At 58.4% G+C, this 22,574-nt stretch carries 22 protein-coding genes, 1 tRNA gene and 4 pseudogenes; 18 read left to right on the top strand and 9 right to left on the bottom strand.

Features of this window, described 5'->3' with window-relative positions; all coding sequences use genetic code 11:
- Positions 1-346: 346 nt before the first annotated feature.
- The 4 genes from UW3_RS0125015 (at position 347) to UW3_RS0125030 (ending at position 4,346) form a co-directional block, all read left to right on the top strand.
- A complete protein-coding gene (locus UW3_RS0125015) occupies positions 347-1,009 on the top strand; it encodes a hypothetical protein (protein WP_010226690.1) in 663 nt (220 codons plus the stop codon).
- Complete coding sequence (locus UW3_RS0125020; RefSeq protein WP_026001526.1) at positions 1,006-2,118, top strand: helix-turn-helix domain-containing protein; 1,113 nt, start codon at positions 1,006-1,008, stop codon at positions 2,116-2,118. The genes UW3_RS0125015 and UW3_RS0125020 overlap by 4 nt, the downstream gene beginning before the upstream one ends.
- 270 nt (positions 2,119-2,388) lie before the next feature.
- On the top strand, positions 2,389-2,985 hold the full coding sequence (locus tag UW3_RS0125025) for an SLATT domain-containing protein (protein WP_010226694.1): 597 nt from the start codon (positions 2,389-2,391) through the stop codon (positions 2,983-2,985).
- Positions 2,982-4,346, top strand: a complete 1,365-nt coding sequence (locus tag UW3_RS0125030; protein ID WP_026001528.1) for a reverse transcriptase domain-containing protein — start codon at positions 2,982-2,984, stop codon at positions 4,344-4,346. Before UW3_RS0125025 ends, UW3_RS0125030 begins: the two co-directional genes overlap by 4 nt.
- Before the next feature lie 168 nt (positions 4,347-4,514).
- On the opposite strand, the pseudogene UW3_RS27725 reads toward UW3_RS0125030, so the two are convergent.
- A pseudogene (locus tag UW3_RS27725) lies at positions 4,515-5,216 on the bottom strand (phage portal protein); the annotation flags it as partial.
- Positions 5,128-6,699, bottom strand: a pseudogene (locus UW3_RS0125045) (terminase large subunit domain-containing protein); the annotation flags it as partial. The pseudogenes UW3_RS0125045 and UW3_RS27725, both read right to left, overlap by 89 nt.
- Positions 6,700-6,705: 6 nt before the next feature.
- On the opposite strand from UW3_RS0125045, the pseudogene UW3_RS29995 reads away from it, so the two are divergent.
- The 3 genes and pseudogenes from UW3_RS29995 to UW3_RS0125055 all read left to right on the top strand — a co-directional run.
- Positions 6,706-6,795 (top strand): annotated as a pseudogene (locus tag UW3_RS29995) (GPO family capsid scaffolding protein); the annotation flags it as partial.
- A gap of 217 nt (positions 6,796-7,012) precedes the next feature.
- Positions 7,013-7,147 (top strand): annotated as a pseudogene (locus tag UW3_RS28500) (phage tail protein); the annotation flags it as partial.
- Entirely contained in the window at positions 7,144-8,400 is a 1,257-nt protein-coding gene (locus UW3_RS0125055) for a phage late control D family protein (RefSeq protein WP_010226704.1), read from the top strand. The pseudogene UW3_RS28500 and the gene UW3_RS0125055, both read left to right, overlap by 4 nt.
- A 4-nt stretch (positions 8,401-8,404) precedes the next feature.
- On the opposite strand, the gene UW3_RS28840 is transcribed toward UW3_RS0125055, so the two are convergent.
- From UW3_RS28840 to UW3_RS0125075, 3 genes are all read right to left on the bottom strand, one after another.
- The gene (locus tag UW3_RS28840) at positions 8,405-9,277 is read right to left on the bottom strand and encodes a hypothetical protein (protein ID WP_148276819.1); all 873 of its coding nucleotides are present in this window, start codon (positions 9,275-9,277) and stop codon (positions 8,405-8,407) included.
- Positions 9,278-9,733: 456 nt separating this feature from the next.
- A complete protein-coding gene (locus UW3_RS0125070; RefSeq protein WP_010226706.1) occupies positions 9,734-10,522 on the bottom strand; it encodes a hypothetical protein in 789 nt (262 codons plus the stop codon).
- 94 nt (positions 10,523-10,616) lie between these two features.
- The gene (locus tag UW3_RS0125075; protein ID WP_010226708.1) at positions 10,617-10,946 is read right to left on the bottom strand and encodes a helix-turn-helix domain-containing protein; all 330 of its coding nucleotides are present in this window, start codon (positions 10,944-10,946) and stop codon (positions 10,617-10,619) included.
- Positions 10,947-11,032: 86 nt separating this feature from the next.
- On the opposite strand from UW3_RS0125075, the gene UW3_RS0125080 reads away from it, so the two are divergent.
- From UW3_RS0125080 to UW3_RS0125105, 3 genes are all read left to right on the top strand, one after another.
- Positions 11,033-11,245, top strand: coding sequence for a DNA-binding protein (locus UW3_RS0125080; RefSeq protein WP_010226710.1), 213 nt, complete (start codon positions 11,033-11,035; stop codon positions 11,243-11,245).
- A 29-nt stretch (positions 11,246-11,274) separates the two neighbouring features.
- Positions 11,275-11,865: a phage regulatory CII family protein gene (locus UW3_RS30005; RefSeq protein ID WP_237716776.1), complete on the top strand. Its 591-nt coding sequence runs from the start codon at positions 11,275-11,277 to the stop codon at positions 11,863-11,865.
- Positions 11,866-12,171: 306 nt separating this feature from the next.
- Positions 12,172-13,341, top strand: a complete 1,170-nt coding sequence (locus tag UW3_RS0125105; protein ID WP_010226717.1) for an Arm DNA-binding domain-containing protein — start codon at positions 12,172-12,174, stop codon at positions 13,339-13,341.
- A gap of 120 nt (positions 13,342-13,461) precedes the next feature.
- Here UW3_RS0125105 and UW3_RS0125110 read toward each other — a convergent pair.
- Positions 13,462-13,549, bottom strand: a tRNA-Ser gene (locus UW3_RS0125110).
- Positions 13,550-13,670: 121 nt separating this feature from the next.
- Between UW3_RS0125110 and UW3_RS0125115 the strand changes: the two genes are divergently transcribed.
- From UW3_RS0125115 to UW3_RS0125150, 8 genes are all read left to right on the top strand, one after another.
- Positions 13,671-14,342: a Bax inhibitor-1/YccA family protein gene (locus UW3_RS0125115; protein ID WP_010226718.1), complete on the top strand. Its 672-nt coding sequence runs from the start codon at positions 13,671-13,673 to the stop codon at positions 14,340-14,342.
- A gap of 194 nt (positions 14,343-14,536) precedes the next feature.
- The gene (locus UW3_RS0125120; protein WP_010226719.1) at positions 14,537-15,916 is read left to right on the top strand and encodes a nucleobase:cation symporter-2 family protein; all 1,380 of its coding nucleotides are present in this window, start codon (positions 14,537-14,539) and stop codon (positions 15,914-15,916) included.
- A gap of 128 nt (positions 15,917-16,044) precedes the next feature.
- The gene (tusD, locus tag UW3_RS0125125; protein WP_010226720.1) at positions 16,045-16,437 is read left to right on the top strand and encodes a sulfurtransferase complex subunit TusD; all 393 of its coding nucleotides are present in this window, start codon (positions 16,045-16,047) and stop codon (positions 16,435-16,437) included.
- A 1-nt stretch (position 16,438) separates the two neighbouring features.
- Entirely contained in the window at positions 16,439-16,798 is a 360-nt protein-coding gene (gene tusC / locus UW3_RS0125130) for a sulfurtransferase complex subunit TusC (protein ID WP_010226721.1), read from the top strand.
- The gene (tusB, locus tag UW3_RS0125135; RefSeq protein WP_010226722.1) at positions 16,798-17,097 is read left to right on the top strand and encodes a sulfurtransferase complex subunit TusB; all 300 of its coding nucleotides are present in this window, start codon (positions 16,798-16,800) and stop codon (positions 17,095-17,097) included. The genes tusC and tusB overlap by 1 nt, the downstream gene beginning before the upstream one ends.
- Positions 17,094-17,429, top strand: a complete 336-nt coding sequence (locus UW3_RS0125140) for a TusE/DsrC/DsvC family sulfur relay protein (protein ID WP_010226724.1) — start codon at positions 17,094-17,096, stop codon at positions 17,427-17,429. The genes tusB and UW3_RS0125140 overlap by 4 nt, the downstream gene beginning before the upstream one ends.
- Positions 17,426-18,418, top strand: a complete 993-nt coding sequence (locus UW3_RS0125145; RefSeq protein ID WP_010226725.1) for a glycosyl transferase family protein — start codon at positions 17,426-17,428, stop codon at positions 18,416-18,418. Before UW3_RS0125140 ends, UW3_RS0125145 begins: the two co-directional genes overlap by 4 nt.
- 101 nt (positions 18,419-18,519) lie before the next feature.
- Positions 18,520-19,488 (top strand): glutathione S-transferase family protein, encoded by a 969-nt coding sequence (locus tag UW3_RS0125150; protein WP_010226728.1) that lies wholly within the window; start codon positions 18,520-18,522, stop codon positions 19,486-19,488.
- Between the two features lie 84 nt (positions 19,489-19,572).
- Here the strand turns inward: UW3_RS0125150 and cysG are convergent, their stop codons facing one another.
- From cysG to crcB, 3 genes are all read right to left on the bottom strand, one after another.
- A complete protein-coding gene (gene cysG, locus UW3_RS0125155; RefSeq protein ID WP_010226736.1) occupies positions 19,573-20,961 on the bottom strand; it encodes a siroheme synthase CysG in 1,389 nt (462 codons plus the stop codon).
- On the bottom strand, positions 20,962-22,242 hold the full coding sequence (gene serS, locus UW3_RS0125160) for a serine--tRNA ligase (protein WP_010226737.1): 1,281 nt from the start codon (positions 22,240-22,242) through the stop codon (positions 20,962-20,964).
- A 17-nt stretch (positions 22,243-22,259) separates the two neighbouring features.
- On the bottom strand, positions 22,260-22,574 hold a 315-nt coding region (gene crcB, locus UW3_RS27740; RefSeq protein ID WP_010226738.1), incomplete at its 5' end, for a fluoride efflux transporter CrcB.

Below are 22,574 nucleotides of genomic sequence, written 5' to 3' on the forward strand. Positions count from 1 at the left end.
GGATGTCTACCTTTCCGGGGGCAGTCCAACGCCCAGCTGATGTACTGGCCACCCGGGCGACAGACGTGGTTGATGGTTTTCTGCAATTCGCCCAGGGCAAAACGACAAAAAAACTGAGGATACGTCTTGAGTCGGAAACAGAGACCAGCCAGCTGGGGATACTGGTTGAGTGCCTTCTGAGCCAACGCAAGGCGCGAGGGGTTCCCAGTGCCTTTGTGAGCGAGACCTGCGCGGTACCCTCCCCATACTAGGCGCTGTCTATGGCAGCCCGTCAGCCTTCAAGGTTCTTTTTTTTTCACATCAAATGATGTATAAAAACCGGAACCCGACAAGAAGAGTTCCACCAATGGCTGATAATTTTTTGAACCAGATCGAAAGCTTACCGCCTGAACAGGCTGTAGAGCGTCTACTGGGTATTACTGCTGAAGATCTGCGTACCGTAGCCCTTCAGTTTTACCGAGTGACCTCTAACGCAGGTCCGCTCCAGCCAAAAGGTTCAGGTGGCACCCTGGCTTGGATCTACGGGACAGAGACACTCCGCGCCTTGGCCGTTCCGAAAGGGTGGAAACCAACGGACCCGAGTAACCAGCCTCGCATTATTTCCCCTGATAACAAACATGCCGTCACCGTGTGTTGTGGCGACGAAAACACTGGCAATCCGTATGCTGAGCCCCTGACACGTAACAAGCGGGGCAATAGGACCAGCCGTAGCGTCCACTACAACGTTCGTCAGATGGACATGTTCCCGGTGGAACGAAACGATAGGCAGCGACTCCCTTTGGACTCCACGGCAGAGCAGGTTCTCTGGATGCTCCTGTTCTATGTCGACCTGGATAACCAAATCGTTCACTACGAGCTTTCGAGGCCAATCAACATGGCCGACAACGGTAAGGTTGACGGATGGCAGCCGCGCTTTATCATGCCGCCCCTGAACCTGAACGCCCCCGACGATTTCGGTGGGCCAGATGCAGGCCCATCTATCGATATTCCTGTGACACCGAGAACATGAACGACATAAGCGATTTCAATCCGGCCCGTTTGGTACTAGCTCGTCAACGCCGTGGATGGACGAAGAAATCGCTTGCAGATGCAACAATGCTCAGCAGTAAGACGATTTCTCTCTACGAGAATGGAGACCAATTGCCAACCGACGAGAGCTTGGCCTGCATAGCACAGGCTTTGGGTTTTCCGATTCCTTTTTTTTCTGGTCGTTATGTGGAAGCCCCGACTGAAGAGAACGCAAGCTTCCGCTCATTTTCACGAATGACCGCTGGCCAGCGTGATGCAGCTCTTGCGGCGGGGGGGATCGCGTTCATGCTCAGTGATTGGATCGATTCGAAGTACCATCTGCCGGTACCTTCGGTTCCAGATTGCTCGGGGATGGATCCAGAAGCTGCTGCAGAGGCTGTGCGTGCTGAATGGGGGCTTGGGCAGCTGCCAATCAAGAATTTGGTCCATTTGCTTGAGTTAAAGGGAGTCAGAGTCTTCTCACTTGCTGAGGAGACCAATCAGGTCAACGCCTTTTCATGCTGGCGGAAGGGAACAACACCTTTCGTTTTTCTGAATACGCAAAAGTCTGCAGAGGCGAGCCGGTTTGATGCAGCCCATGAACTTGGCCATTTGGTGCTGCACAGACATGGCAGCAACAAAGGAAAAGAGGTGGAGAGCGAGGCCAACGCTTTCGCATCCGCCTTTCTGATGCCTTATCAGAGCATCCTGGCCCACGGCTGGAGTGTTAATTCGGTGAAGGACGTTGTCCGCGCTAAAAAGCTCTGGAACGTTTCAGCTATGGCCTTGGCCTATCGCCTTCACAAAACCGGTGTGCTGTCAGAATGGGTTTACAGAAGCATGTGCATTGAATTGTCTACTATGGGGGCTCGGACCCAGGAACCTGAACCATCTCAGAGGGAAACATCTCAGGTATTACAGAAGGTTCTGGGCCTTGCTAGAGACGCTGGGCGCTCCCTCACTGGAATCGCAAAAGAACTAGATGTGGCCGTAGATGACTTGATACCAATCCTCTTCAGCATGGCGCCTGTTGCCATAAGTGGGGACTATGCGACCTCACCTGTTTTGGTCCCGAAGCGAAAGCCAAATCTCCGCTTAGTCAAAGCCTGATGATTTTCGCCAAACCGTAATGATGAAAGCCGCCTCCTCGGGCGGCTTTGCTGTCTCCATGAGAACTTCAGTCTGGTTCGAATGGTGCGATACGCACCACCTCCTCACCCATCCTCTAGAAAAACCTAGCCCTAGCGTGTTTTAGGCTAGGAATGTGCCTCGGGACGAAGTAAGATCCACACAGAGGGGCGCAGGTTCTTCCTCTCCTTCGTGAGGGTGGCTCTAATAATTACGGCTTCGGCCGTGGGCGAAAGCTCCGGATCCTTCGGGATGTTCAACGATACTCAAACTGTCCTGCGCCCCTCTTTTCATAAGGATGTGAAATTGCGCGACAAAATTTGGTTTACTTACAAAGCACGCATTCAAGCTCATAAGCGCTTAGAGTGGCTGGATTTTCACTCACAGTTACTTCTGGTTTGGTATGCACTATTAGGCGCAGCACTCGCTGTGACCACGATTAAGTACCCCGAGCTACTTGGCTCCGACACTAGCATTCTCTCAGCGATCTTATCCATCGGCCTCCTTGGCGTATCCCTCGCAGTTGCGAACAGAGACTTCAAAGGCCGGGCAATTCAGATGCGCCGAAACTATCTAGAACTTCAACGTTTATATAATTCGACTCCAGCCAGCTCGCCAGACAATGATTTCCTCCAGGCCAAATACGACGCAATATTGGCAGAGTGTGAAAACCACACTGAGACTGATGATCGCGTTGCCCGAGCATTCTCGAAGGGGCTTACAAGTAGAGCCCCAACATGGGATGAATATTTGCACGTAGCGTTCTGGCTGATTAAACGTTGGTTTTTCTCTTCAGTCCTGTATCTCGCCCCGGTTGTAGTTGCTATTTACGCTTGGAAATTTGCATGAGCGCCTCATCAACATTCAACAGTAAATTTTCCGAACGCAATCTATCCAAAACTTATAAAGACCGAATCAAAAACTCTGGCGCCATCGGAATTGACAGGATTCGTCCGAGCAACATAGATAAACGACTTAAATCCGAAGTAGAGTTTATCTCTAAAAAGGTCAAAGCAGGAACCTACATCTTCACCCCTTACAAAGAAAAGCTAATTCTAAAAGGGGCAACTTCACTTCCACGACAAATATCAATCCCTACTGCTCGAGACCGCATAGCACTTCGCGCTCTTTGTGACTGCTTAGCAGATATATTTCCTGATTCAAAACTCGCCCTACCGCAAACCGTTATTGAGTCGCTAAGCGCAGCACTATCAAGTAAAAAATATGTCGAATATGCCAAAATCGACTTACAAAGCTTTTACCCTTCAATACCACACGCACTAATTGAAAAATCCATCAAAAATAAGATTCGCAAACAAGAACTCCGGAAGCTTATAAGCGCAGCGATCACTACTCCGACTGTTCCTGAGGCAAGAGGCGGACGAAATGCGCCCAAAAGCATACGTGGTGTACCTCAAGGACTCGCCATCTCTAATATTTTGGCGGAAACAGCCCTGCAGTCGATTGACCACAAATATAAAACCGATAGCTCTATATGGTTTAAGCGTTACGTAGACGACATTCTAATACTGACGACAAAAGGCCAGTCAACACGAATTGCGAACCAACTAATTGCTGACCTTAAGCACTTAGGCCTGTCGCCACATGCCATTGAACCTGGCTCCAAGTCAAAAACTGATAAACTGTCAGTAGCATTTGATTTCTTGGGCTACGAAATAGACAACGACGAGATAAAGATCAAGCACCCAAGCATCCTACGCTTCGAATCTTCACTGGCGAACATTCTTACAGCGTACAAACACAGGCTTGCTAGTGCAAAATCAAAAAAAGACAAGGAAAGAGCTGTCGCTTATTGTGCCTGGAAATTAAATCTTCGAATTACTGGCTGCATATTAGAAGGCAAACGCCTAGGATGGGTGGCGTATTTTTCGCAGATATCAACAACCAATCAGTTACGCAACGTAAACCACACTATTGCAAAGTTGATTAATCGCGCCGGCCTTACAGGCGAGGTTAAACCAAAATCACTTATCAAGACATTTTACGAACTCAAACACAGTAACAAAAACGGACACAAATACATCCCTGACTTCGACAACCTGACCATTAAACAAAAACGTGAAAGACTAAAAATGTGGTTCGGGGATCAAGTAAATACTTTCACAGATACAAAAGTCGAACGACTTTTTATGATCAAAATCAAAAAAGCCGTCCGCGAACTCGAAGAAGATATCGCGCAAAAATCTTGACAAGGCGAGCGAGCCTTTTACCACTATCACTGGCGACCAGCTTTGCAATGAAAATAACCGCGTCGCGCCCGTGCCAATGAAGGAAACTATGCCATGACTATTTCCAATAGTGCGGAAGCGTAGGTTTCCCGCCACACAAGTTTCTGCTTACGATCAAGGACACTTAACTCAAGTTACAGAAGCCTCATAAGGTCGAAAGCGCACAACTTCTTCCCCAAGCCAATCGTTGATTTGCAACAGTCGGGCCTGCTCAGGTTCCAGCTCGTTGATAGCCCACACCTCAGCCGCATCGAGGATTGAGCCGAATCCCCCAGCGTTCTGCGGCACCACCCCCATCAACTGCGGCGGGATGCGCAGCATGGCCAACTGGTCATCACGACTGATGTTCTTAATCGCCCCGAAATCATCCTTGGCCGCCACCTCACTGATCGGGATCAACTGCAGGCCATCCTTCTTGCCACCTGGTGCGTACATAAACAGGTTGCGGAAGTTGCCCGGCCCCTTGCTGTTCTTCATCGCGGTACGCAGATCGTTGACGAAGTCCTCGTTCTGGGCGGCGTCGGTCATGTACATGATGAAACCAGCATGACTCCCGTTCTGGTAGTACTTGCGCCGAAACAGCGTGGCACTCTCGTTGAGCAGCGCGCTCTGCAAGGCTGGCAGCCACTCGGGCAGGCCGTAGATCTCCTGGTTGATATCCGCCACCCGCAGGTGGCACACGCTTCCGGCCTTGAATTCGTGCTCATCCTTCCAGCCGCGCACCTGGTAGTAGGTCACCAGGTCATTGCCTCGACGCATGTACTTGGCCAGACACGGCTGCAGCCCGATGGCCTGGCGCAGCATGTTGTCGCGCTTCTCCAGGTACAGGTTGGCCGGTGTTGTCGTTGCGCCCAGCGACGAAAGTGAACTGCCGTCCGCCAGGGGTGACTGTCTTGCGAATGGCCATCAGGGACTGGGCAAGGTCTGTCCAGCCGGCATCGAACTCCAGCCGGCCTTTGCTGATCACGTCCCACGCCTTCATCACCAGGCGTGCCTTGATCTCGGGGTTATAGGAAAACGTCCGCAGGGCCGGGAAGAACGGTCGCACCAGCTGGGCTACCGCGCTGCCCAGGCCGGTGGTATCGATACCGATATAGGTGACCCAGAAGCGGCTCGTCACCTGGCGGATCGTCTCGGCCTGCGCGGTGAAGTCCATCCCCCGGAACTGGTGGCGCTCGAGCACGCGAAACTTGCCCCCCGGTACCAGCGGCGGTGCCACCACGATAAGCCCCGCAGAGTCGCCGTTCTCGGCCGGGTCATACCCCACCCATACCTGGCGGTCAGCGAATGGCCGGGCAGCAAACGGCTTGTAGTCCTCCCAGATCGACCAGCTGTCCACCATGCACGGCTGCAGCATGTTCAACGGGAAGATGCTCGCCCCGTCGTCGACGAACTGACACATCAGCAGGTTCTGGAACGCCGCGGCATCGTATTCAAGCCGCAGCTCATCGATGTCAAACAGGTCGCAGCCCCGCTCTTCGGCGTCTAGGATGGTGACGATCTGGCGCCAGATGCGGTCGTCGCAGAGCTTGCCCTGCTGCAGCGCTTCGTGGCTGACATCAAGCTTCAGGTGCTGGGCACTCGGCTTGCCCTTGTTGAACCGCTCCCCGGTCCAGAAGGTGTAGGCCTCGTGCGCCATTGAACTGGGCGTCGAGAAGTAGGTCCGCCGGTATTGTTTCTGCATCGCCATACCCGAGGCGACCTTGTTCAGCTCGTTGAACTTGAACGTCCAGAAGAATTCGTCGAAGTAGAAGTTGCCGTGATAGCCCTGGGCGGTCCGCGCGTTGGTACCGAGGAAGTGCAGCTCGGCGCCGTTGGGCAAGATGATCGGGTCACCTGTCAGCTCCACCCCGACCGTGTCCCGGGCGAACGCCTGGATATAGGCCTTGAAGATATGCGCCTGCGCTTTACTGGCCGACAGGAAGATCTGGTTGCGCCCAGTGGTCAGCGCATCGATCAAGGCTTCTCGGGCGAAGTAGAAGGTCGCACCGATCTGTCGGCTCTTGAGAATGGCGCGGGTGCGCTGGTTGCCCGCCCGGTACCAGTCTTTCTGGTAGTCAAAGCAGCCATCAAGAAACGCCTCGACCAGTTTCTCGACCAGCTCCTCTGGGATGTCGTTGCGCTTGGGTTTACGCTTCTCCCCAGCGTTGCGCTTGGCCAGCTCAGGGTTGAGGTCGGTTTCGGTACCGCCGTCCTGGTAGCGCTGGATTCGAGCCTGCCGCTCCAGTTGCCGGTGGAGCAGGTCAATTTCCTTGAAGTCCGTCCCGGACTTGGGGTCCTTGAGCAGCAGCTGCACCAAGCGGGCCTCGGTGGCGGCCTGGAGGCCTACATCGTTGGTCTGGCAGTTACCGACTCTCCCGCCAGCCTGGGCACCGATGTGCTCGCGTTCTCTGCACAGAAGCCGGATGCAAGGGCGCCATTACCGGCGCCGGCGAAGCCACTATCGGTTGGTTCAAGGAAAAGCTCGGCATCCACTCCCCCTCCAGGGTTTTTGCCGAGTTGGGTGGTTTCACCATGGCTGGCCTGGAGCAGGGGTTGGTGGGCAATCAGGGCGGCCCGCTGGATGCTGTTGCCGCGATGAGCAAGAACCTCACCTCAGCTGTGGGCTTCAACTTTGGCGACGCCCCACAGTGTTCTTCCGTGACGGCGCTGCCCGGCGAATCGAGTTCACCCTCAAGCTCACCCGCATCGATGATGGGCGCGTCGACTTGCTCGGCACCTTGTCCGGTACCGCCGGCAACCTGCTGAGGGCTATCCTGTGACCCTCCTAGAACAAGCGGATAATCTGCTCCAGGACGCAGCCAGCCGTTACCGTGAAGCGACCGCCTACCCACGTCCCGTCTGCCGTGTGGTGGTCAACGGCCAGGACATTACCGGCACCGTCGAGCAGCGCCTCGTCAGCATCGAGCTGACCGACAACCGGGGCATGGAGGCTGACCAGCTCGACATCAACCTCAGCGACCACGACGGTCTGCTGGCCATCCCCCCACGCGGCGCCACAGTGCGCCTGTGGCTGGGCTGGAGCGATACCGGGCTGATCGACAAGGGTAGCTATACCGTGGATGAAACCGAGCACAGCGGGGCCCCGGACACCCTCAGCATCCGCGCACGCAGCGCAGACCTGCGCGGCGGCCTCAAGGTCAAAAAGGAACGCAGTTGGAACAGCTCCACCCTGGGAACGGTGATTGGCGCCATCGCTGCTGCCCATGGCCTGGCGCCGGTGATCAGCCCAGTACTGGCCGCGATCGAGCTGCTGCACCTGGACCAGACCAACGAAAGCGACGCCAACCTGCTGACCCGCCTGGGCAAGGAGCACGACGCGATATCAGCGGTGAAGGCTGGCCGGCTGCTGTTCATGCCCGCGGGCAAAAGCGTCACCGCCAGTGGCGCCACCCTACCCCACGTTGTACTGACCCGGGAGGACGGTGATCAACACCGCTTCCTGCAGGCCGACCGCGACAGCTACACCGGGGTCAAGGCGTACTACTACCAGGTCAACAGCGCCGAAAAAAAAGAGGCCATCGCCGGCGCCGGCGACAACCTCAAGGAATTGCGGCATAGCTACACCGACCAGGCCAGCGCACTGCAGGCGGCCCGAGCCGAGTGGAACCGCCTGCAACGCGGTACCGCCACGCTGAGCTACACTCTGGCCAAAGGCCGGCCAGAACTCACGCCCGACCAGACTTACAGCCTGGTGGGAGTCAAGTCCGAGATCAGCGCCATCATCTGGCTGGGCGGCAACCTGCGGCACAGCTTCACCTCAGACAGTTTCACCTCCAGCATGGATCTGGAGTCCAAGTTGCCGGACCAGGACGGCGTGGAAGACCTGGTCGACAAAAAGACAAACTACACAGGCATTACCGCCACCTACCGCGATGAGAAAACGGGCAAGCAAAAGACTGTCACAGCCGGAGACCAGACCAACCCTCAGCGGCTTACGCACCTCTACGCAAGCAAGGGCAGTGCGAAACGTGCAGTGGACCGGGAGTGGAAGAGGGCAATGGGAAAACAATGACAAATTATGCTGGACGTAGTACTGAGAATTTATCGCCCGCATTTTCAAGCAAAGTCCTAACACGAGAAAACTTGTCACTAATTGGAAAATCCCTCCCACCCTTTATACCAAGATAACTTCTAAGCAACACAAAAATACCAATAGCATCTCTAATCGCATGAAAAACGGATTGACTATCGCTGTCCAGCGCCGGGATCACAAAGTTCAACGGAGGACCTTTGTCGGCGTTTACAGCAACAATACGGGCTAGCGAATAATTTATATTGAAAGAACTAAGGAGCGCCCCTAGAGAGCATACAAACTGAATGGCATCGCAATCCTCGATCGGCCCTTCGAGCTGATGCATCAGAACTTCAGCCACCTCGACCACATCCTCAAATCGATCCTTATTATAGTGACCATTCCAATCAACATTACCAAACGAAGCATCAGGAAACATGTCCGCATAAAAATCGGACACATTCACATATGTCTTGCACCCATTATTATGATGTCGCTTAGAACAGTAGCCATCTATTAACTTCTCAAAGCCCTCCCTGTGTTTCAAATAATTACCAAATCGATTATTGGCTATAGCCTCCCCATATTGCTTTAACGCAACATCAATTTGAGTAGCAGCTTCCATTGACCGATGGATTGCAGCAACCATTGCGACCAACGGTAAAGACAAACTCATTATTGCCACTGGAAACTTAAACGTATCAAAAAAAAACTGAACACACTCTGATTTGAAACACAATTCACCGACGGGAGTAGCGTTCCCAATAAAAACACCTAATACGCCACCCACCACTAGCGGGCCTAAAAAAGCCACCCAAAATAAAAAAGTCCTTGCCAAGTGCTTATGCTTTGGTGTTTCTTTCTTATGCGCCTTCATACTATCTACATTTCCGACCAATTTAAAACCCGGCATCACACCGGGACCCTACTTTTCCATTTACTCCGTAGACTTCCGAAGCGCCTCCAAGATCCTTATGACATCTTTTCGCTGCTTGTCACTTAAAGTGCGTAGTAGTTCCAAGAAATGACGCTCTAACTGAGTAAGGTTTTCCATCATAGGTACTCCATTTCCATGTGACGGGCGCTGATGTCAATGACACGACCCGATGCACTCAGGAATTCCCTAACCTCACTACTTCATAAGGCGCTATTCGTCTGCCTTCCAATTTTCCAGCAGTGCGCGTCGGCGAGGGAAGCCCCGAGTGGCCACCCCCTAACCTACGCACACTTTTGAAACTGCAAGTCCGAAGTCACCCTCGGATCACTCTGGTTCGACCGCTAGAGTTTTCCAGCTGCCCGGTGAGGCCGTTACCTGCTTACCCTCAGACGTTGCTCAAGCTCGAAACGGCGGAAGCGCCATGTACTTCCCATTTTCCCCCCACCCCTCCAGCGTGCCGTCCTGCTTGAGGATGTAGTACTCGCCAAATTTGTTATCAGGGGTCTCAAGACGTATACCGCCTTCAGGTGTGGATTTGGCGGCGTAGCTTTCGGTATTTCGTCCACCACTCGCGAACACGGAATCAATGAAGTAGTTGCCGTCTTTTTTGTAAAGAACCATCACATGACCTAGCGCACCGTCGCGCAGCCAGCTACCAACCTGCTCGGTGTAACCCGAAAGGTCCATTGCAGTGAGGGCTTGATAATCGGAAGCGCTCAGACCGATCACGGTACTTTGATAATCAGGGTCAAAGCTGACATTTGCCCAGTAGCTACTGTAGGTCTGACCTTCGATCCGGAAACCGATAAAGGTCTTTTCAGCCTTGGCATCAGATTCGTTGCGGATGGTCTTGGCCACGTCAGCCAGCTCGGCGTCGGTCAGCCGACGCGTCAACATGACTTCAACTTTACGCGGCCGCCCCTCTCGGTATTCGTCTTTGACGATTGTGTATTTGATCGAGGGCTTGGCCGTCTGAGCGCTCTGCACCGCCTCTTTAGGTTTGGCTTCGATGATGCCCAAAGACACAGCGGCCCCGCCTACCAGGAGGCCGGCCATCCAACCGCCTAGACATCCCAACAAGTGACGCACCAGGAAGCCTCTGCCGCTCTTGCGCATCTGCTTGACTAGCCACCACCAGACGCCGACGAATACCGCCATGGCAACTATTGCAACAACACCATCCATTCACATCGTCCTCGACAATTCGCCGGCCACCATGGCCCACGCCTTTCTTCCATTGCTCAGCCTGACGCGCCAAGCGTTCAAGCTGAGTTGCGATCTATTCGGACTCTCGAGCCTTGGCAAAAGCCTGTGCTGTACGGAACAACACCTCTCGATCAGATTCGCTCACCTGCTGATACACCTCAAAAAACTCCTTCGCTTCTGGAGTCAGACAGGAAGCCGGGATCGCCTTGCGCTCTCCCGTGACCACGTACAACACATCAACTCCCTTTACAGCTACCGCTGCAAGGTACGCGGCGTCCGGACTGCGTTCGCCCTTCTCGTAATTGAACTGGGAGGTCTTGGCTACCCCAGCAAAAGCGGCAAATTCCGCCTGGTTGAACCCCAGTCGGGCGCGCTCCTCTCTTAGCCTTTCGCCAATATTCAACAAAACGACCCCTTAAGGAGTTGACTATTCAACGTATGTTGAATAATCTTCCCCTGTCATCACACGAAATCACACGAAACGGAACTATGCACAACACCTACCCCAGCGAGCAAGCGTGCAAGCAAGCGCGCCAACGGTTGGCCAGCCAAGGGCTGTCGGCCAAGGAATGGGCGGAAATGCACGACCTCACCCCTTCCACGGTTTACGCCGTGCTCAACCGGCAGAAGAAGTGTCTGCGAGGCGAATCACACCGTGCGGCCGTGCTGCTCGGCATCAAAGAAAGCTCACCTACAACCTAAGGTCCCTGGCTCATGGAGGAAACCAGAACATGAAGCGTCCAGTTCTAGAAACCCTGCGCCAGGTGGTCAGTGCGGTGGTCTGCGCTTTCCCTGGTGGCCGCGAATGTGCAGCCGCTCGCCTCGGCTATGAGCTCAAGCGGTTCGACAACCATGTCTATGAGAACTCCGGTAGCCGGCCGTTAACCTACGACCAGATCCACCTGCTGGAGCGCGACGCCGGTAGCCATGCGCGCAGAGGGCCGCGGCTACCGCCTCAGTGCCCGCACCGGGAAGATCATCGAGATCGATGGCCAGGTTGCAACCGTCCGGGGCGGCAATGGCCGCTACAGCGTGCAGCCACTGAAAAAGCTTACGCCGGCTGGACAGCCGAACGCCCTGACCCGCGCCCTGATGGGAGATCGTTGATCATGGATAAGGCTACGACTCAGGCCCGCCCTCGCCTGGCGACTCACAACCTCGACCTTCCCTGCATCTGCGATGTCTGTGGCAAAGCGCGATCCGCCCGCAATCACCAACGCTGCAGTCAGATCCGCCAGCAGCGCAAAAACGCCGAATGGGCAAGCTACATGGACAATGTCGCCGCCAAGAAAGCCCTAGGAGCCCGCCGCTATGCCCGATGAAAAGGTCATTATCAACGTTCGCCAGGGCCTCGGTACCTATATCGCCAAGGCCAAAGGTCACACCCTGAACGCGAGCTGCACCGCAGGCCCAGCGCAAGCAGCTGAGGCACTGGCGCATAAACTCGGACTGGCACCTTCTCTACTCCAGAAAGTGGTTGGGGATGACCTGGCATACGGATGTTCGCGCTTCGAACACCCTGGCCACGCGTAGCAAGAATCTACGCTCCCATCTTCTAGGCCCGGCGACGGGCCATTCCTTCACACGGCCCATACACTGGGCCGTTCCTTTGTTTGAGTGACAAAACAATGGCAGATGGAGTCGAAGTACGCGGCAACCATGTCCGCGTGTATTTCCGTTACCAGGGCGAGCTGTGCCGGGAGACCATACCCGGTGACGCCTCACCCGCGAGCGTGGCCAATGCCGAGCGCCTGGTCGGCATCATCAACTATGAGATCCAGGCCGGCACCTTCAGCTATGCCCGGCATTTTCCCGATTCCCCCAGGGTTCAGACCAACACTCTGGGGCATTTCATCGACCTCTGGCTCGATATCAAGCGCAATCAGATGGCGGCCAGCGGCTTCGCCATGTACCGCAGTCGGGCGGAAAAGCACATTCGGCCACGCTGGGGCGCGCTTCAGGCCGACCAGATTGACCACCTGGACATTCAGGGCTGGGTGCAGAACACCCTGATGCCGGAGCTGCACAACAAGACCGTGCGCGAGATTGTCGGCCACCTGCGGCAGATTTTCCGGTTGTACCGCACCCGTAACCGCACAGCCCACGACCCTACCGATGGCATCAGCATCACCCTGCCGGACGCTGACGACCCCGATCCGTTCACCCGTGAAGAGATCGACGCGATCCTCGGTACCGAAACCAGCCGACAGCAAGAGATCAATCTGACCGCGTTCATGATCTGGAGCGGCCCACGGGTTAGCGAAGCCATGGCCCTGGCGTGGGAGGACGTCGACCTTGAAGCAGGCACGGTGCTGTTCCGTCGCGCCCGGGTAAGTGGCCAGTACAAGGTTACGAAGACGCGCCGATCGACACGCAAGGTGAAGCTCTTGGCTCCTGCGCTGCGAGCGCTACAGGCCCAAGCACGCCACACCCAGAACCTGGGGGCTGAGCAAATAGAGGTCACGGGCCGGGACAACCGGACAAAGAAGGTGCAGCAGGTGCGATTCGTGTTTCACAACTCGGCCACCGGTGAGCCGTACAAGACTTCAGACGCGCTGCGCCACGGCTGGTGGATCTATCACCTGAAAAGCGCCGGCGTGCGTCAGCGGGGCCCGAACACCTGCCGGCACACATTCGCCAGCCAGATGCTGAGCAGCGGATTGGCCACACCGGAGTGGATCGCCGACCAGATGGGCCATACGTCCACCGTGATGATCTTCAGGCACTACGCGAAGTGGATCAGCAAGGACGGCCCGGATGTAGTAGGCCTGTTGAACCAGGCGCTCAGACTGAACTGAAGACAACAAAAAAGGGGCCGCAGGGCCCCTTTCTTTTGCTTGTCATTCCCAAAGTGTTCCCAAATCGCTCCCTTTCGGAGTCCTCGATCTGAAAAAAACCTTTGAATACAAGACCTTATATGGCGGAAGCGTAGAGATTCGAACTCTAGGATAGTTGCCCATCGACGGTTTTCAAGACCGTTGCCTTAAACCACTCGGCCACGCTTCCTCGTATTGCGGGCGCCATAATACCGAAATGAAACAAGCTGTCAAACTCTCTATGTGGCTGCTTTGCGCGGCTCTGTTATGATCTTTGCATCTGAACGTTTCAAACCCACAGGAGTGTCGCCATGCGCGAACAGGATTACGCCGTCAATCACGGCCAGCAGGTCGAGCAGCAGGAGGCCAGCCGCGTCCTGCGTAACACATACGGGTTGCTGGCTATCACCCTCGCCTTCAGTGGCATCATGGCCTACGTGGCGCAGCAGATGCGCGTTGGCTACCCGAACATTTTCGTGGTGCTGATCGGCTTCTATGGCCTGTTCTTCCTCACCAACAAGCTGCGTGATTCGGTCTGGGGCCTGGTCTCCACCTTCGCCCTCACCGGTTTCATGGGCTTTTTGCTCGGCCCTATCCTCAACCGCTACCTGGGCATGGCCGGTGGCGCCGAGGTGGTCAGTTCGGCGTTTGCCATGACGGCCCTGGTGTTCGGTGGTCTGTCGGCCTATGTGCTGATTACCCGCAAGGACATGAGCTTCCTCGGTGGTTTCATCACCGCCGGTTTCTTCGTGTTGATGGGTGCGGTGCTGGCCAGCCTGTTCTTCCAGATCAGCGGCCTGCAGTTGGCGATCAGCGCCGGCTTCGTGCTGTTCTCGTCGGTGTGCATCCTGTTCCAGACCAGCGCGATCATTCACGGTGGCGAACGCAACTACATCATGGCGACCATCAGTCTGTATGTGTCGATCTACAACCTGTTCGTCAGCCTGCTGCAACTGTTCGGCCTGATGGGTCGGGATGACTGATTGATTGCTGGTGTGATGCGTTGAGAGAAAGCCCGCTTCGGCGGGCTTTTTTGTGGGTGGGGTTTGGCAAGGCTTTGCCTTGCATCGCTGGCAAAGCCAGCTCCCACAGGGATAGGTGTCAACCTCAAGGCACTACCGGAATCGGGTGCGGGCCCGTAGAATGCGCTCCTTTTTTCTTCCGGGGCAGCACTCCCATGAGTTCAATCGAGCAAGGACCTGGCACAGCCGCACAGGCCAATGAACTGGTCCTCGGCCTTGAAGACCGGCCGCGGCCGTTGATTGCGATGCTGGCGGCACTGCAGCATCTGCTGGCGATCATTGTGCCGATCGTCACGCCTGGCCTGCTGATCTGCCAGGCGCTGGGGGTTTCGGCCCGCGATACCAACCTGATCGTGTCGATGTCGTTGGTGATCTCCGGGATCGCCACCTTCGTGCAATGCCGTCGCTTCGGGCCGTTTGGCGCCGGGCTTTTGATTGTCCAGGGCACCAGCTTCAACTTTGTCGGGCCGTTGATCGCCGGTGGCGCGCTGATGGTCAAGCAAGGCACGCCGGTTGAGGGCGTGATGGCGGCGATTTTTGGCGTGGTGATTGCCGGTTCGTTCGTGGAGATGGGTATTTCGCGCATTCTGCCGTTCGTCAAACGCCTGATCACCCCGCTGGTGACCGGTATCGTCGTGTTGATGATCGGCCTGACCCTGATCAAGGTCGGCCTGATCAGCATGGGCGGCGGCTTTGCGGCGATGAGTAATGGCACTTTCGCCAATGGCGAGAACCTGCTGTTGTCGGGCGTGGTGCTGGCGATCATCGTGATACTCAACCGTATTCCGGTGGTGTGGATGCGCAGCTGCGCCATTGTCATCGCCCTGGCAGTGGGTTACGCCCTGGCCGGTTACCTGGGCCGCCTGAACTTCACCGGCATGCACGAAGCGGCGCTGTTCCAGGTGCCGGTGCCGCTGCATTTCGGCCTGGGTTTCTCCTGGGCGCTGTTCATTCCGATGCTGGTGATCTACTTGGTGACCTCGCTGGAAGCCATTGGTGATGTGACCGCCACCAGCAAGGTCTCGCGCCAGCCGGTGGAAGGCCCGCTGTGGATGCAGCGGATCAAGGGCGGCGTGCTGGTCAACGGCGCCAACTCGCTGCTGGCCGGGGTGTTCAATACCTTCCCGAGTTCGATCTTTGCCCAGAATAATGGCGTGATTCAGCTGACCGGCATTGCCAGCCGCCATATCGGTGTGTGGATTGCGGCAATGCTGGTGATCCTTGGCCTGTTCCCGAGCGTGGCCGGGGTGATCCAGGCGGTGCCGGAACCGGTGCTCGGTGGCGCGGCGATGGTGATGTTCGGCGCGGTGGCGGCTTCGGGGATCAATATCCTGGCCAGCATCAGCCTGGATCGTCGTGCGCTGCTGATCATTGCCGTGTCGCTGGCGCTGGGCCTGGGGGTGGCGCAGGTGCCGGAGTTCCTCGCGCATATGCCGTCGGCACTGCGCAATGTGCTGGAGTCGGGGGTGGCGACCGGGGGGATTTGTGCCCTGGTGCTGAACTGGTTCTTGCCGGAGCATAAAGACAAGGCTTGAGACAGTGTTGAAGCCATCGCTGGCAAGCCAGCTCCCACAGGGGGCGAGGTAAGCCCTGAAGAGCCCGCGGCATGTTGCTGCGGGCTTTTTGCTTTATCATTCCCGCAGATTTGCTGAAAGAGCCTTCCATGAAGTTCGCCATTGCGGTTTTTTCTCCGGCCCATGCGCCCTCCTCGCGCCGCGCCCTGCGTTTTGCCCAGGCGGCGCTCGCCGGCGGGCATGAGATTGTCCGGCTGTTTTTCTATCAGGACGGTGTGCACAGCGCCTCGGGCAATGTCGTGGCGCCCCAGGATGAACTGGACCTGCCCGCCGAGTGGCGCGCGTTTGTCAGCGCGCAGCAGCTCGATGCCGTGGTGTGCATCGCCGCCGCCCTGCGCCGCGGTGTACTAAATGCCGAGGAAGCCCAGCGCTACCAGCGCCCGGCAGCCAACCTGCCGCCACCCTGGGAGCTGTCCGGGCTTGGCCAGTTGCATGAAGCGGCGCAAGGCGCCGATCGGCTGATGTGCTTTGGAGGCGATTGATATGGCCAAGTCCTTGCTGATTATCAGCCGCCAGGCGCCATGGGCCGGGCCATCCGCCCGCGAAGCGCTGGATATCGCCCTGGCCGGCGGAGCCTTCGATCTGCCGCTGGGCATGCTGTTTCTCGATGATGGCGTGTTCCAGCTCGCTCCCGGCCAGCAACCGGTCCAGTTGCAGCAGAAGAACCTCGCGGCCAACCTGCAGGCATTGCCGATGTTCGGTGTCGAGGAACTGTTCGCCGCCAGCAGCAGCCTGCAGGAGCGTGGCCTTGCCGCCGACACCTTGAGCCTGCCGGTGCAGGTGCTGGATGACGCTGCGCTGGCGGCGTTGATCGACCGTTTCGACCAGGTGGTGACCCTCTGATGAGCACCTTGCACGTGATTTGCCACTCGCCGTTTGGCGACAACCGCCTGAGCAGTTGCCTGCGCCTGCTGGGCAGCGCCGATGGCCTGCTGCTGTGCGGCGATGCAGTGTATGCCCTGCAACCGGGCAGCGAGCCGCTGCGCACGCTGCAGGCCAGCCAACTGGACGGACGCCTGTTCGCCCTGGACGAAGACCTGCAGGCCCGCGCCATTGCCATCAGCGACCTGGGCAAGGCCGTCGACTACCCGGCCTTCGTCGCGTTGTCGCTGCACTATGACAAGGTCAACAGCTGGCTATGAGTACCCTGACTGTCGGCGAGCGCAGCATCGCCCTGGATAAAGACGGCTACCTGGTCGAACTGAGCGACTGGTCCGAAGAAGTGGCCACCGCCCTCGCCGCCCATGAAGACCTGGAACTGACCGCGGAACACTGGGAAGTGCTGGCGCTGCTGCGTGACTTCTACCAGGAGTTCGAGCTGTCGCCGGCCACCCGTCCGCTGATCAAGTACACCGCGCTCAAGCTGGGCGCGGACAAAGGCAACAGCCTGCACCTGAACCGCCTGTTCAAGGGCACCCCTGCCAAACTCGCCGCGAAACTTGCGGGCCTGCCGAAGCCGACCAATTGCATATGACCGACCACAGCCCGCTGATCACCGAAACCCCGGCCGAACACCCGTTTGCCCAATTCGTGCGCATCCTTGGCAAAGGCAAGCGCGGTGCCCGTGGCCTGAGCCGCGAGGAAGCCCGCGAAGCCATGGGCATGCTGCTCGATGGCAAGGTCGAGGAAACCCAGCTTGGCGCCTTCCTGATGCTGCTGCGCCACAAGGAAGAAAGCCCCGACGAGTTGGCCGGCTTCACCGAGGCCCTGCGTCAGCGCCTGCAAACCCCCGCCATCCGGGTCGACCTGGACTGGCCAAGCTACGCCGGCAAAAAGCGCCACCTGCCCTGGTACCTGCTGGCTGCCAAGTGCCTGGCCGCCAATGGCGTGCGCATCCTCCTGCACGGCGGCGGCGCCCACACGGCCGGGCGGCTGTACACCGAACAGGTGCTGGAACTGCTGCAGATTCCGCTGTGCCGGGACTGGCATGCGGTGTCGGAGGCGCTCGACACTCACCAGCTGGCCTTTATCCCGCTGCAGGACTGGGCACCGCGCCTGCAACGGATGATCGACCTGCGCAACACCCTGGGCCTGCGTTCGCCAATTCATTCCCTGGCCCGGGTGCTCAACCCGCTGAATGCCCGCTGCGGCCTGCAGAGCATCTTCCACCCTGGCTACCAGGCAGTGCACCGCGAAGCCAGCCGGCTGCTCGGCGATACGACGATCGTGGTCAAGGGCGATGGCGGCGAGATCGAGATCAACCCGGACACCAGCAGCCACCTGTATGGCACCGCCAATGGCCTCGACTGGGATGAAGAATGGCCGGCCCTGGCCGCCCAGCGCCATGTCAAACCGGCAAGCCTTGAGCCCGAGCAACTATTGGCCGTATGGCGCGGCGATGAACAGAACAGCTATGGCGAACTGGCCGTGGTGGCGACCATGGCCCTGGCCTTGCGCGGCCTCGGCCAAGGCCGTGAAGAGGCCTTCGCCCAGGCCCAGCGCTATTGGGACCAGCGCCACTGATCGAATAGATCGATCAAACAGGCCCGGACTTTGCGCTATTCGTTCGAACCCAGGTCCGTACACTGGGTTCTATATCAGAACGAATCGCCAAGGAGCTCAGCATGGGCCTGTTGATCGACGGACGCTGGCACGACCAGTGGTATGAAAGCAGCAAGGACGGCACCTTTCAGCGCGAAAGCGCACAGCGGCGCAACGCCCTGCCCGCCGCGCAAGCCGGGCGCTACCACCTGTATGTATCGCTGGCCTGCCCCTGGGCCCACCGCACCCTGATCTTTCGCAAGCTCAAGGGCCTTGAGGGCCTGATCGATGTGTCGGTGGTCAGCTGGCTGATGGGCGAACATGGCTGGACCTTCGACCAGAGCAAAGGCTCGACCGGCGACACACTCGAGCACCTGGACTTGCTGCACCAGCGCTATACCCGCGACGACCCGCACTACAGCGGCCGGGTCACAGTGCCGGTGTTGTGGGACAAACAAGAGCAGCGCATCGTCAACAACGAGTCGGCCGAGATCATTCGCATCTTCAACTCGGCGTTCGACGAGCTGACTGGCAATCGCCTGGACCTGTACCCCGAAGCGCTGCGCGGGCAGATTGAGGCGCTTAACGAACGGATTTATCCCGCGGTGAACAATGGCGTGTACCGCGCAGGCTTTGCCACTTCGCAGGCGGCCTATGAGCAGGCCTTCGATGACGTGTTTGCCGAACTGGATCATCTGGAGCGGTTGCTCGCCACCCAGCGCTACCTGGCCGGAGAGTACTTGACCGAGGCCGACTGGCGGCTGTTTACCACGTTGATTCGCTTTGATGCGGTGTACCACGGGCACTTCAAGTGCAACCTGCGGCGCATTGCCGACTACCCGAACCTGTCGAACTGGCTACGGGAGCTGTATCAGTGGCCGGGGATCGCCGAGACGGTGAATTTCGAGCATATCCAGAAGCATTACTACATGAGCCACAAGACCATTAACCCGAACGGGATCGTGCCCAAAGGGCCGTTGCAGGATTTTGCCCAGGGGCATGACCGGGAGCGGTTGTTGGGGCGGGGGATTTGGCGCAAGGCAGGGGAATAGGGGTGGATTCATCGCGGGTCAAGCCCGCTCCCACAGGTGCAGTGCATACAGTACCTGTGGGAGCGGGCTTGACCCGCGATGATTTCAAGGCTGGGCGCCTTCGAACCAGGCCAGCTTCTCGCGAAGCTGCACCACCTCACCGACGATCACCAGGGTCGGCGCATGCACTTCATGCTCGGCCACAAGCTTGGGCAAGTCGGCCAAGGTGCCGGTGAACACCCGCTGATTCGGCGTGGTGCCCTGCTGTACCAGTGCCGCCGGGGTATCCGCCGCCCGCCCGTGACGAATCAACTCGGCACAGATGGTCGGCAAGCCAACCAGGCCCATGTAGAACACCAGGGTCTGTGCCGGCGCCACTAGGTCATGCCAGGGCAGGTCGCTGGTACCGTCCTTGAGGTGACCGGTGACGAAACGCACCGACTGGGCATAGTCGCGGTGGGTCAGCGGGATGCCGGCATAGGCCGAGCAGCCACTGGCCGCGGTAATCCCCGGCACCACCTGGAACGGAATGCCCTGGGCCGCCAGCTCTTCGATCTCTTCGCCGCCACGGCCAAAGATGAACGGATCGCCACCTTTGAGCCGCAACACACGCTTGCCTTGGCGCGCCAGGTCGACCAATTGCTGGTTGATCTGCGCTTGCGGCACGGCGTGGTCGGCGCGGCGCTTGCCGACGTAGATACGTTCGGCGTCACGGCGGCACAGTTCGATGATCGCCGGGGCAACCAGGCGATCATAGAGCACCACATCGGCCTGCTGCATCAGGCGCAAGGCGCGGAAGGTCAACAGGTCCGGGTCACCGGGGCCGGCGCCGACCAGATACACCTCGCCCGGCGCCTGGTAGGTGGCACCGTCGATCTTGGCTTGCAGCAGACGCTCGGCTTCAGCGCCCTGCCCGGCCAGTTGCCGCTCGGCGATCGGACCCTGGAAGACATCTTCCCAGAAGCCACGACGCTGATTGACGTCCGGGTACAGCGCCTTGACCTTGTGCCGAAAGCGCGCGCCAAGGCCGGCCAGTTCGCCGTAGGCGGCGGGAATCCAGGTTTCCAGCTTGGCCCGGATCAGCCGCGCCAGCACCGGCGCATCGCCGCCGCTGGACACCGCCACCACCAGCGGCGAGCGGTCGACGATGGCCGGGAAGATCACCGAACACAACGCCGGCGCGTCGACCACATTGACCGGCACGCAGCGCTGGTGGGCGTCCGCCGAGACCTGGGCGTTGAGCGCCTGGTCGTCGGTGGCGGCAATGATCAGCTGGCAGCCGTCGAGGTCGCCTGGCTGGTAACCACGACTGAGGATTTCACCACCGCTGTGCCGGGCAAGCTCGGCCAGTTGCGCTTCGATCTCGGGCGCCACCACCCGCAGCACAGCCCCGGCATCAGCCAGCAGACGCGATTTGCGCAGGGCAATTTCGCCTCCACCGACGATCAGCACACGGCTGCCGCGCAGTTTGTGGAACAGCGGCAGGAATTCCATTTAACCGATGACCTCCAGGCCACCCATGTACGGCTTGAGCACTTCCGGCACGCGGATCGAACCGTCGGCCTGCTGGTAGTTCTCCAGCACCGCCACCAGGGTACGCCCGACTGCCAGGCCCGATCCGTTGAGGGTGTGTACCAGCTCCGGCTTGCCGGTTTCCGGGTTGCGCCAGCGCGCTTGCATACGGCGGGCCTGGAAGTCGCCGCAGTTGGAGCACGAGGAGATTTCGCGGTACTTGTCCTGGCTCGGCACCCAGACTTCCAGGTCGTAGGTTTTCACCGCGCTGAAGCCCATGTCGCCGGTGCACAGCGCCAGCACCCGGTACGGCAGCTCCAGGGCTTGCAGGACGCGCTCGGCGTTGGCGGTCAGGCCTTCCAGGGCTTGCATGGATTTGCCCGGCTCGACGATCTGCACCATCTCGACCTTGTCGAACTGGTGCTGGCGGATCATGCCGCGGGTGTCGCGACCCGAAGCACCGGCTTCGCTACGGAAGCACGGGGTATGGGCGACAAACTTGATCGGCAGTTGCTTGGCGTCGAGGATCTCGCCGGCAACGATGTTGGTCAGCGACACTTCGGCGGTCGGGATCAGGTAGAAGTCGGCTTCGCCGTCGCGGCTGATCTTGAACAGGTCTTCCTCGAACTTGGGCAGCTGGCCGGTGCCTTGCAGCGCCGGGGCCTGGACCAGGTACGGGGTGTAGGCTTCTTCGTAGCCGTGCTCGCTGGTGTGCAGGTTGATCATGAACTGCGCCAGGGCGCGGTGCAGACGGGCGATCGGGCCGCGCAGCAGGGCGAAACGGGCGCCCGACAGCTTGGCGGCGGTTTCAAAATCCAGGCCGCCGCTCAGCTCGCCGAGGGCCACGTGGTCCTTGATCTCGAAGTCGAAGGCGCGCGGGGTGCCCCAACGACGGACTTCGACGTTGTGCTCTTCATCGGCGCCGACCGGCACGCTTTCGTCCGGCAGGTTGGGAATGCCCAGGAGGATGCCATCCAGTTCGGCCTGGATGCCGTCCAGCTCGACCTTGCCACTGGCAAGCTCGCCCGCCATGCGCTCGACGTCAGCCATCAGCGGGGCGATGTCTTCGCCCTTGGCCTTGGCCTGGCCGATGGATTTGGAACGGGCGTTACGCTCGGCCTGCAGTTGTTCAGTACGGGTCTGCACCACCTTGCGGCGTTCTTCCAGTGCCTCGATGCGCGCGACATCCAGGCTGAAGCCACGGGAGGCCAGGCGGTCCGCCACTTCCTGAAGTTGGCCGCGTAACAGTTTGGAATCGAGCATATCGTTCTCTCGTTGGTTCAGAATTTGGTCAAAGACAGGCCGGCCCAGGTTGCGAGCAGCCCGCCAAATACGCTGATCCCGGCATAACCGAAGGCCAGCGGCGCCTGCCCGCTTTCAAGCAGGCGCACGGTATCCAGTGAAAAGGATGAAAAAGTCGTAAGACCGCCGAGAAACCCGACGATCAGGCCCGCGCGCAGCTCGACCGGCACCAGCGGGCGATGCAGAAACAGCCCGTAGAGCAAGCCGATCAGCAGGCAGCCAATCAGATTGACCGCCAGCGTACCGAGATAGAAGTGGCGTGGCCAGTGCGCGTTGACCCAATTGGCGGGGGC

It is taken from the genome of Pseudomonas donghuensis, assembly GCF_000259195.1.
GTDB lineage: Bacteria > Pseudomonadota > Gammaproteobacteria > Pseudomonadales > Pseudomonadaceae > Aquipseudomonas > Aquipseudomonas donghuensis.

Bases quoted from the DNA above. Each gene is read 5' to 3' on its own strand.
- UW3_RS30005 (WP_237716776.1), top strand. From the start codon at position 11,275: ATGAAGCGTCCAGTTCTAGAAACCCTGCGCCAGGTGGTCAGTGCGGTG.
- UW3_RS0125020 (WP_026001526.1), top strand. From the start codon at position 1,006: ATGAACGACATAAGCGATTTCAATCCGGCCCGTTTGGTACTAGCTCGT.
- tusC (WP_010226721.1), top strand. From the start codon at position 16,439: ATGGCCAAGTCCTTGCTGATTATCAGCCGCCAGGCGCCATGGGCCGGG.
- UW3_RS0125080 (WP_010226710.1), top strand. From the start codon at position 11,033: ATGCACAACACCTACCCCAGCGAGCAAGCGTGCAAGCAAGCGCGCCAA.
- UW3_RS0125115 (WP_010226718.1), top strand. From the start codon at position 13,671: ATGCGCGAACAGGATTACGCCGTCAATCACGGCCAGCAGGTCGAGCAG.
- UW3_RS0125105 (WP_010226717.1), top strand. From the start codon at position 12,172: ATGGCAGATGGAGTCGAAGTACGCGGCAACCATGTCCGCGTGTATTTC.
- serS (WP_010226737.1), bottom strand. From the start codon at position 22,242: ATGCTCGATTCCAAACTGTTACGCGGCCAACTTCAGGAAGTGGCGGAC.
- UW3_RS0125025 (WP_010226694.1), top strand. From the start codon at position 2,389: ATGTTCAACGATACTCAAACTGTCCTGCGCCCCTCTTTTCATAAGGAT.
- cysG (WP_010226736.1), bottom strand. From the start codon at position 20,961: ATGGAATTCCTGCCGCTGTTCCACAAACTGCGCGGCAGCCGTGTGCTG.
- tusB (WP_010226722.1), top strand. From the start codon at position 16,798: ATGAGCACCTTGCACGTGATTTGCCACTCGCCGTTTGGCGACAACCGC.
- UW3_RS0125150 (WP_010226728.1), top strand. From the start codon at position 18,520: ATGGGCCTGTTGATCGACGGACGCTGGCACGACCAGTGGTATGAAAGC.
- UW3_RS0125070 (WP_010226706.1), bottom strand. From the start codon at position 10,522: ATGGATGGTGTTGTTGCAATAGTTGCCATGGCGGTATTCGTCGGCGTC.
- UW3_RS0125030 (WP_026001528.1), top strand. From the start codon at position 2,982: ATGAGCGCCTCATCAACATTCAACAGTAAATTTTCCGAACGCAATCTA.
- UW3_RS0125015 (WP_010226690.1), top strand. From the start codon at position 347: ATGGCTGATAATTTTTTGAACCAGATCGAAAGCTTACCGCCTGAACAG.
- tusD (WP_010226720.1), top strand. From the start codon at position 16,045: ATGAAGTTCGCCATTGCGGTTTTTTCTCCGGCCCATGCGCCCTCCTCG.
- UW3_RS0125145 (WP_010226725.1), top strand. From the start codon at position 17,426: ATGACCGACCACAGCCCGCTGATCACCGAAACCCCGGCCGAACACCCG.
- UW3_RS0125140 (WP_010226724.1), top strand. From the start codon at position 17,094: ATGAGTACCCTGACTGTCGGCGAGCGCAGCATCGCCCTGGATAAAGAC.
- UW3_RS0125120 (WP_010226719.1), top strand. From the start codon at position 14,537: ATGAGTTCAATCGAGCAAGGACCTGGCACAGCCGCACAGGCCAATGAA.
- UW3_RS28840 (WP_148276819.1), bottom strand. From the start codon at position 9,277: ATGAAGGCGCATAAGAAAGAAACACCAAAGCATAAGCACTTGGCAAGG.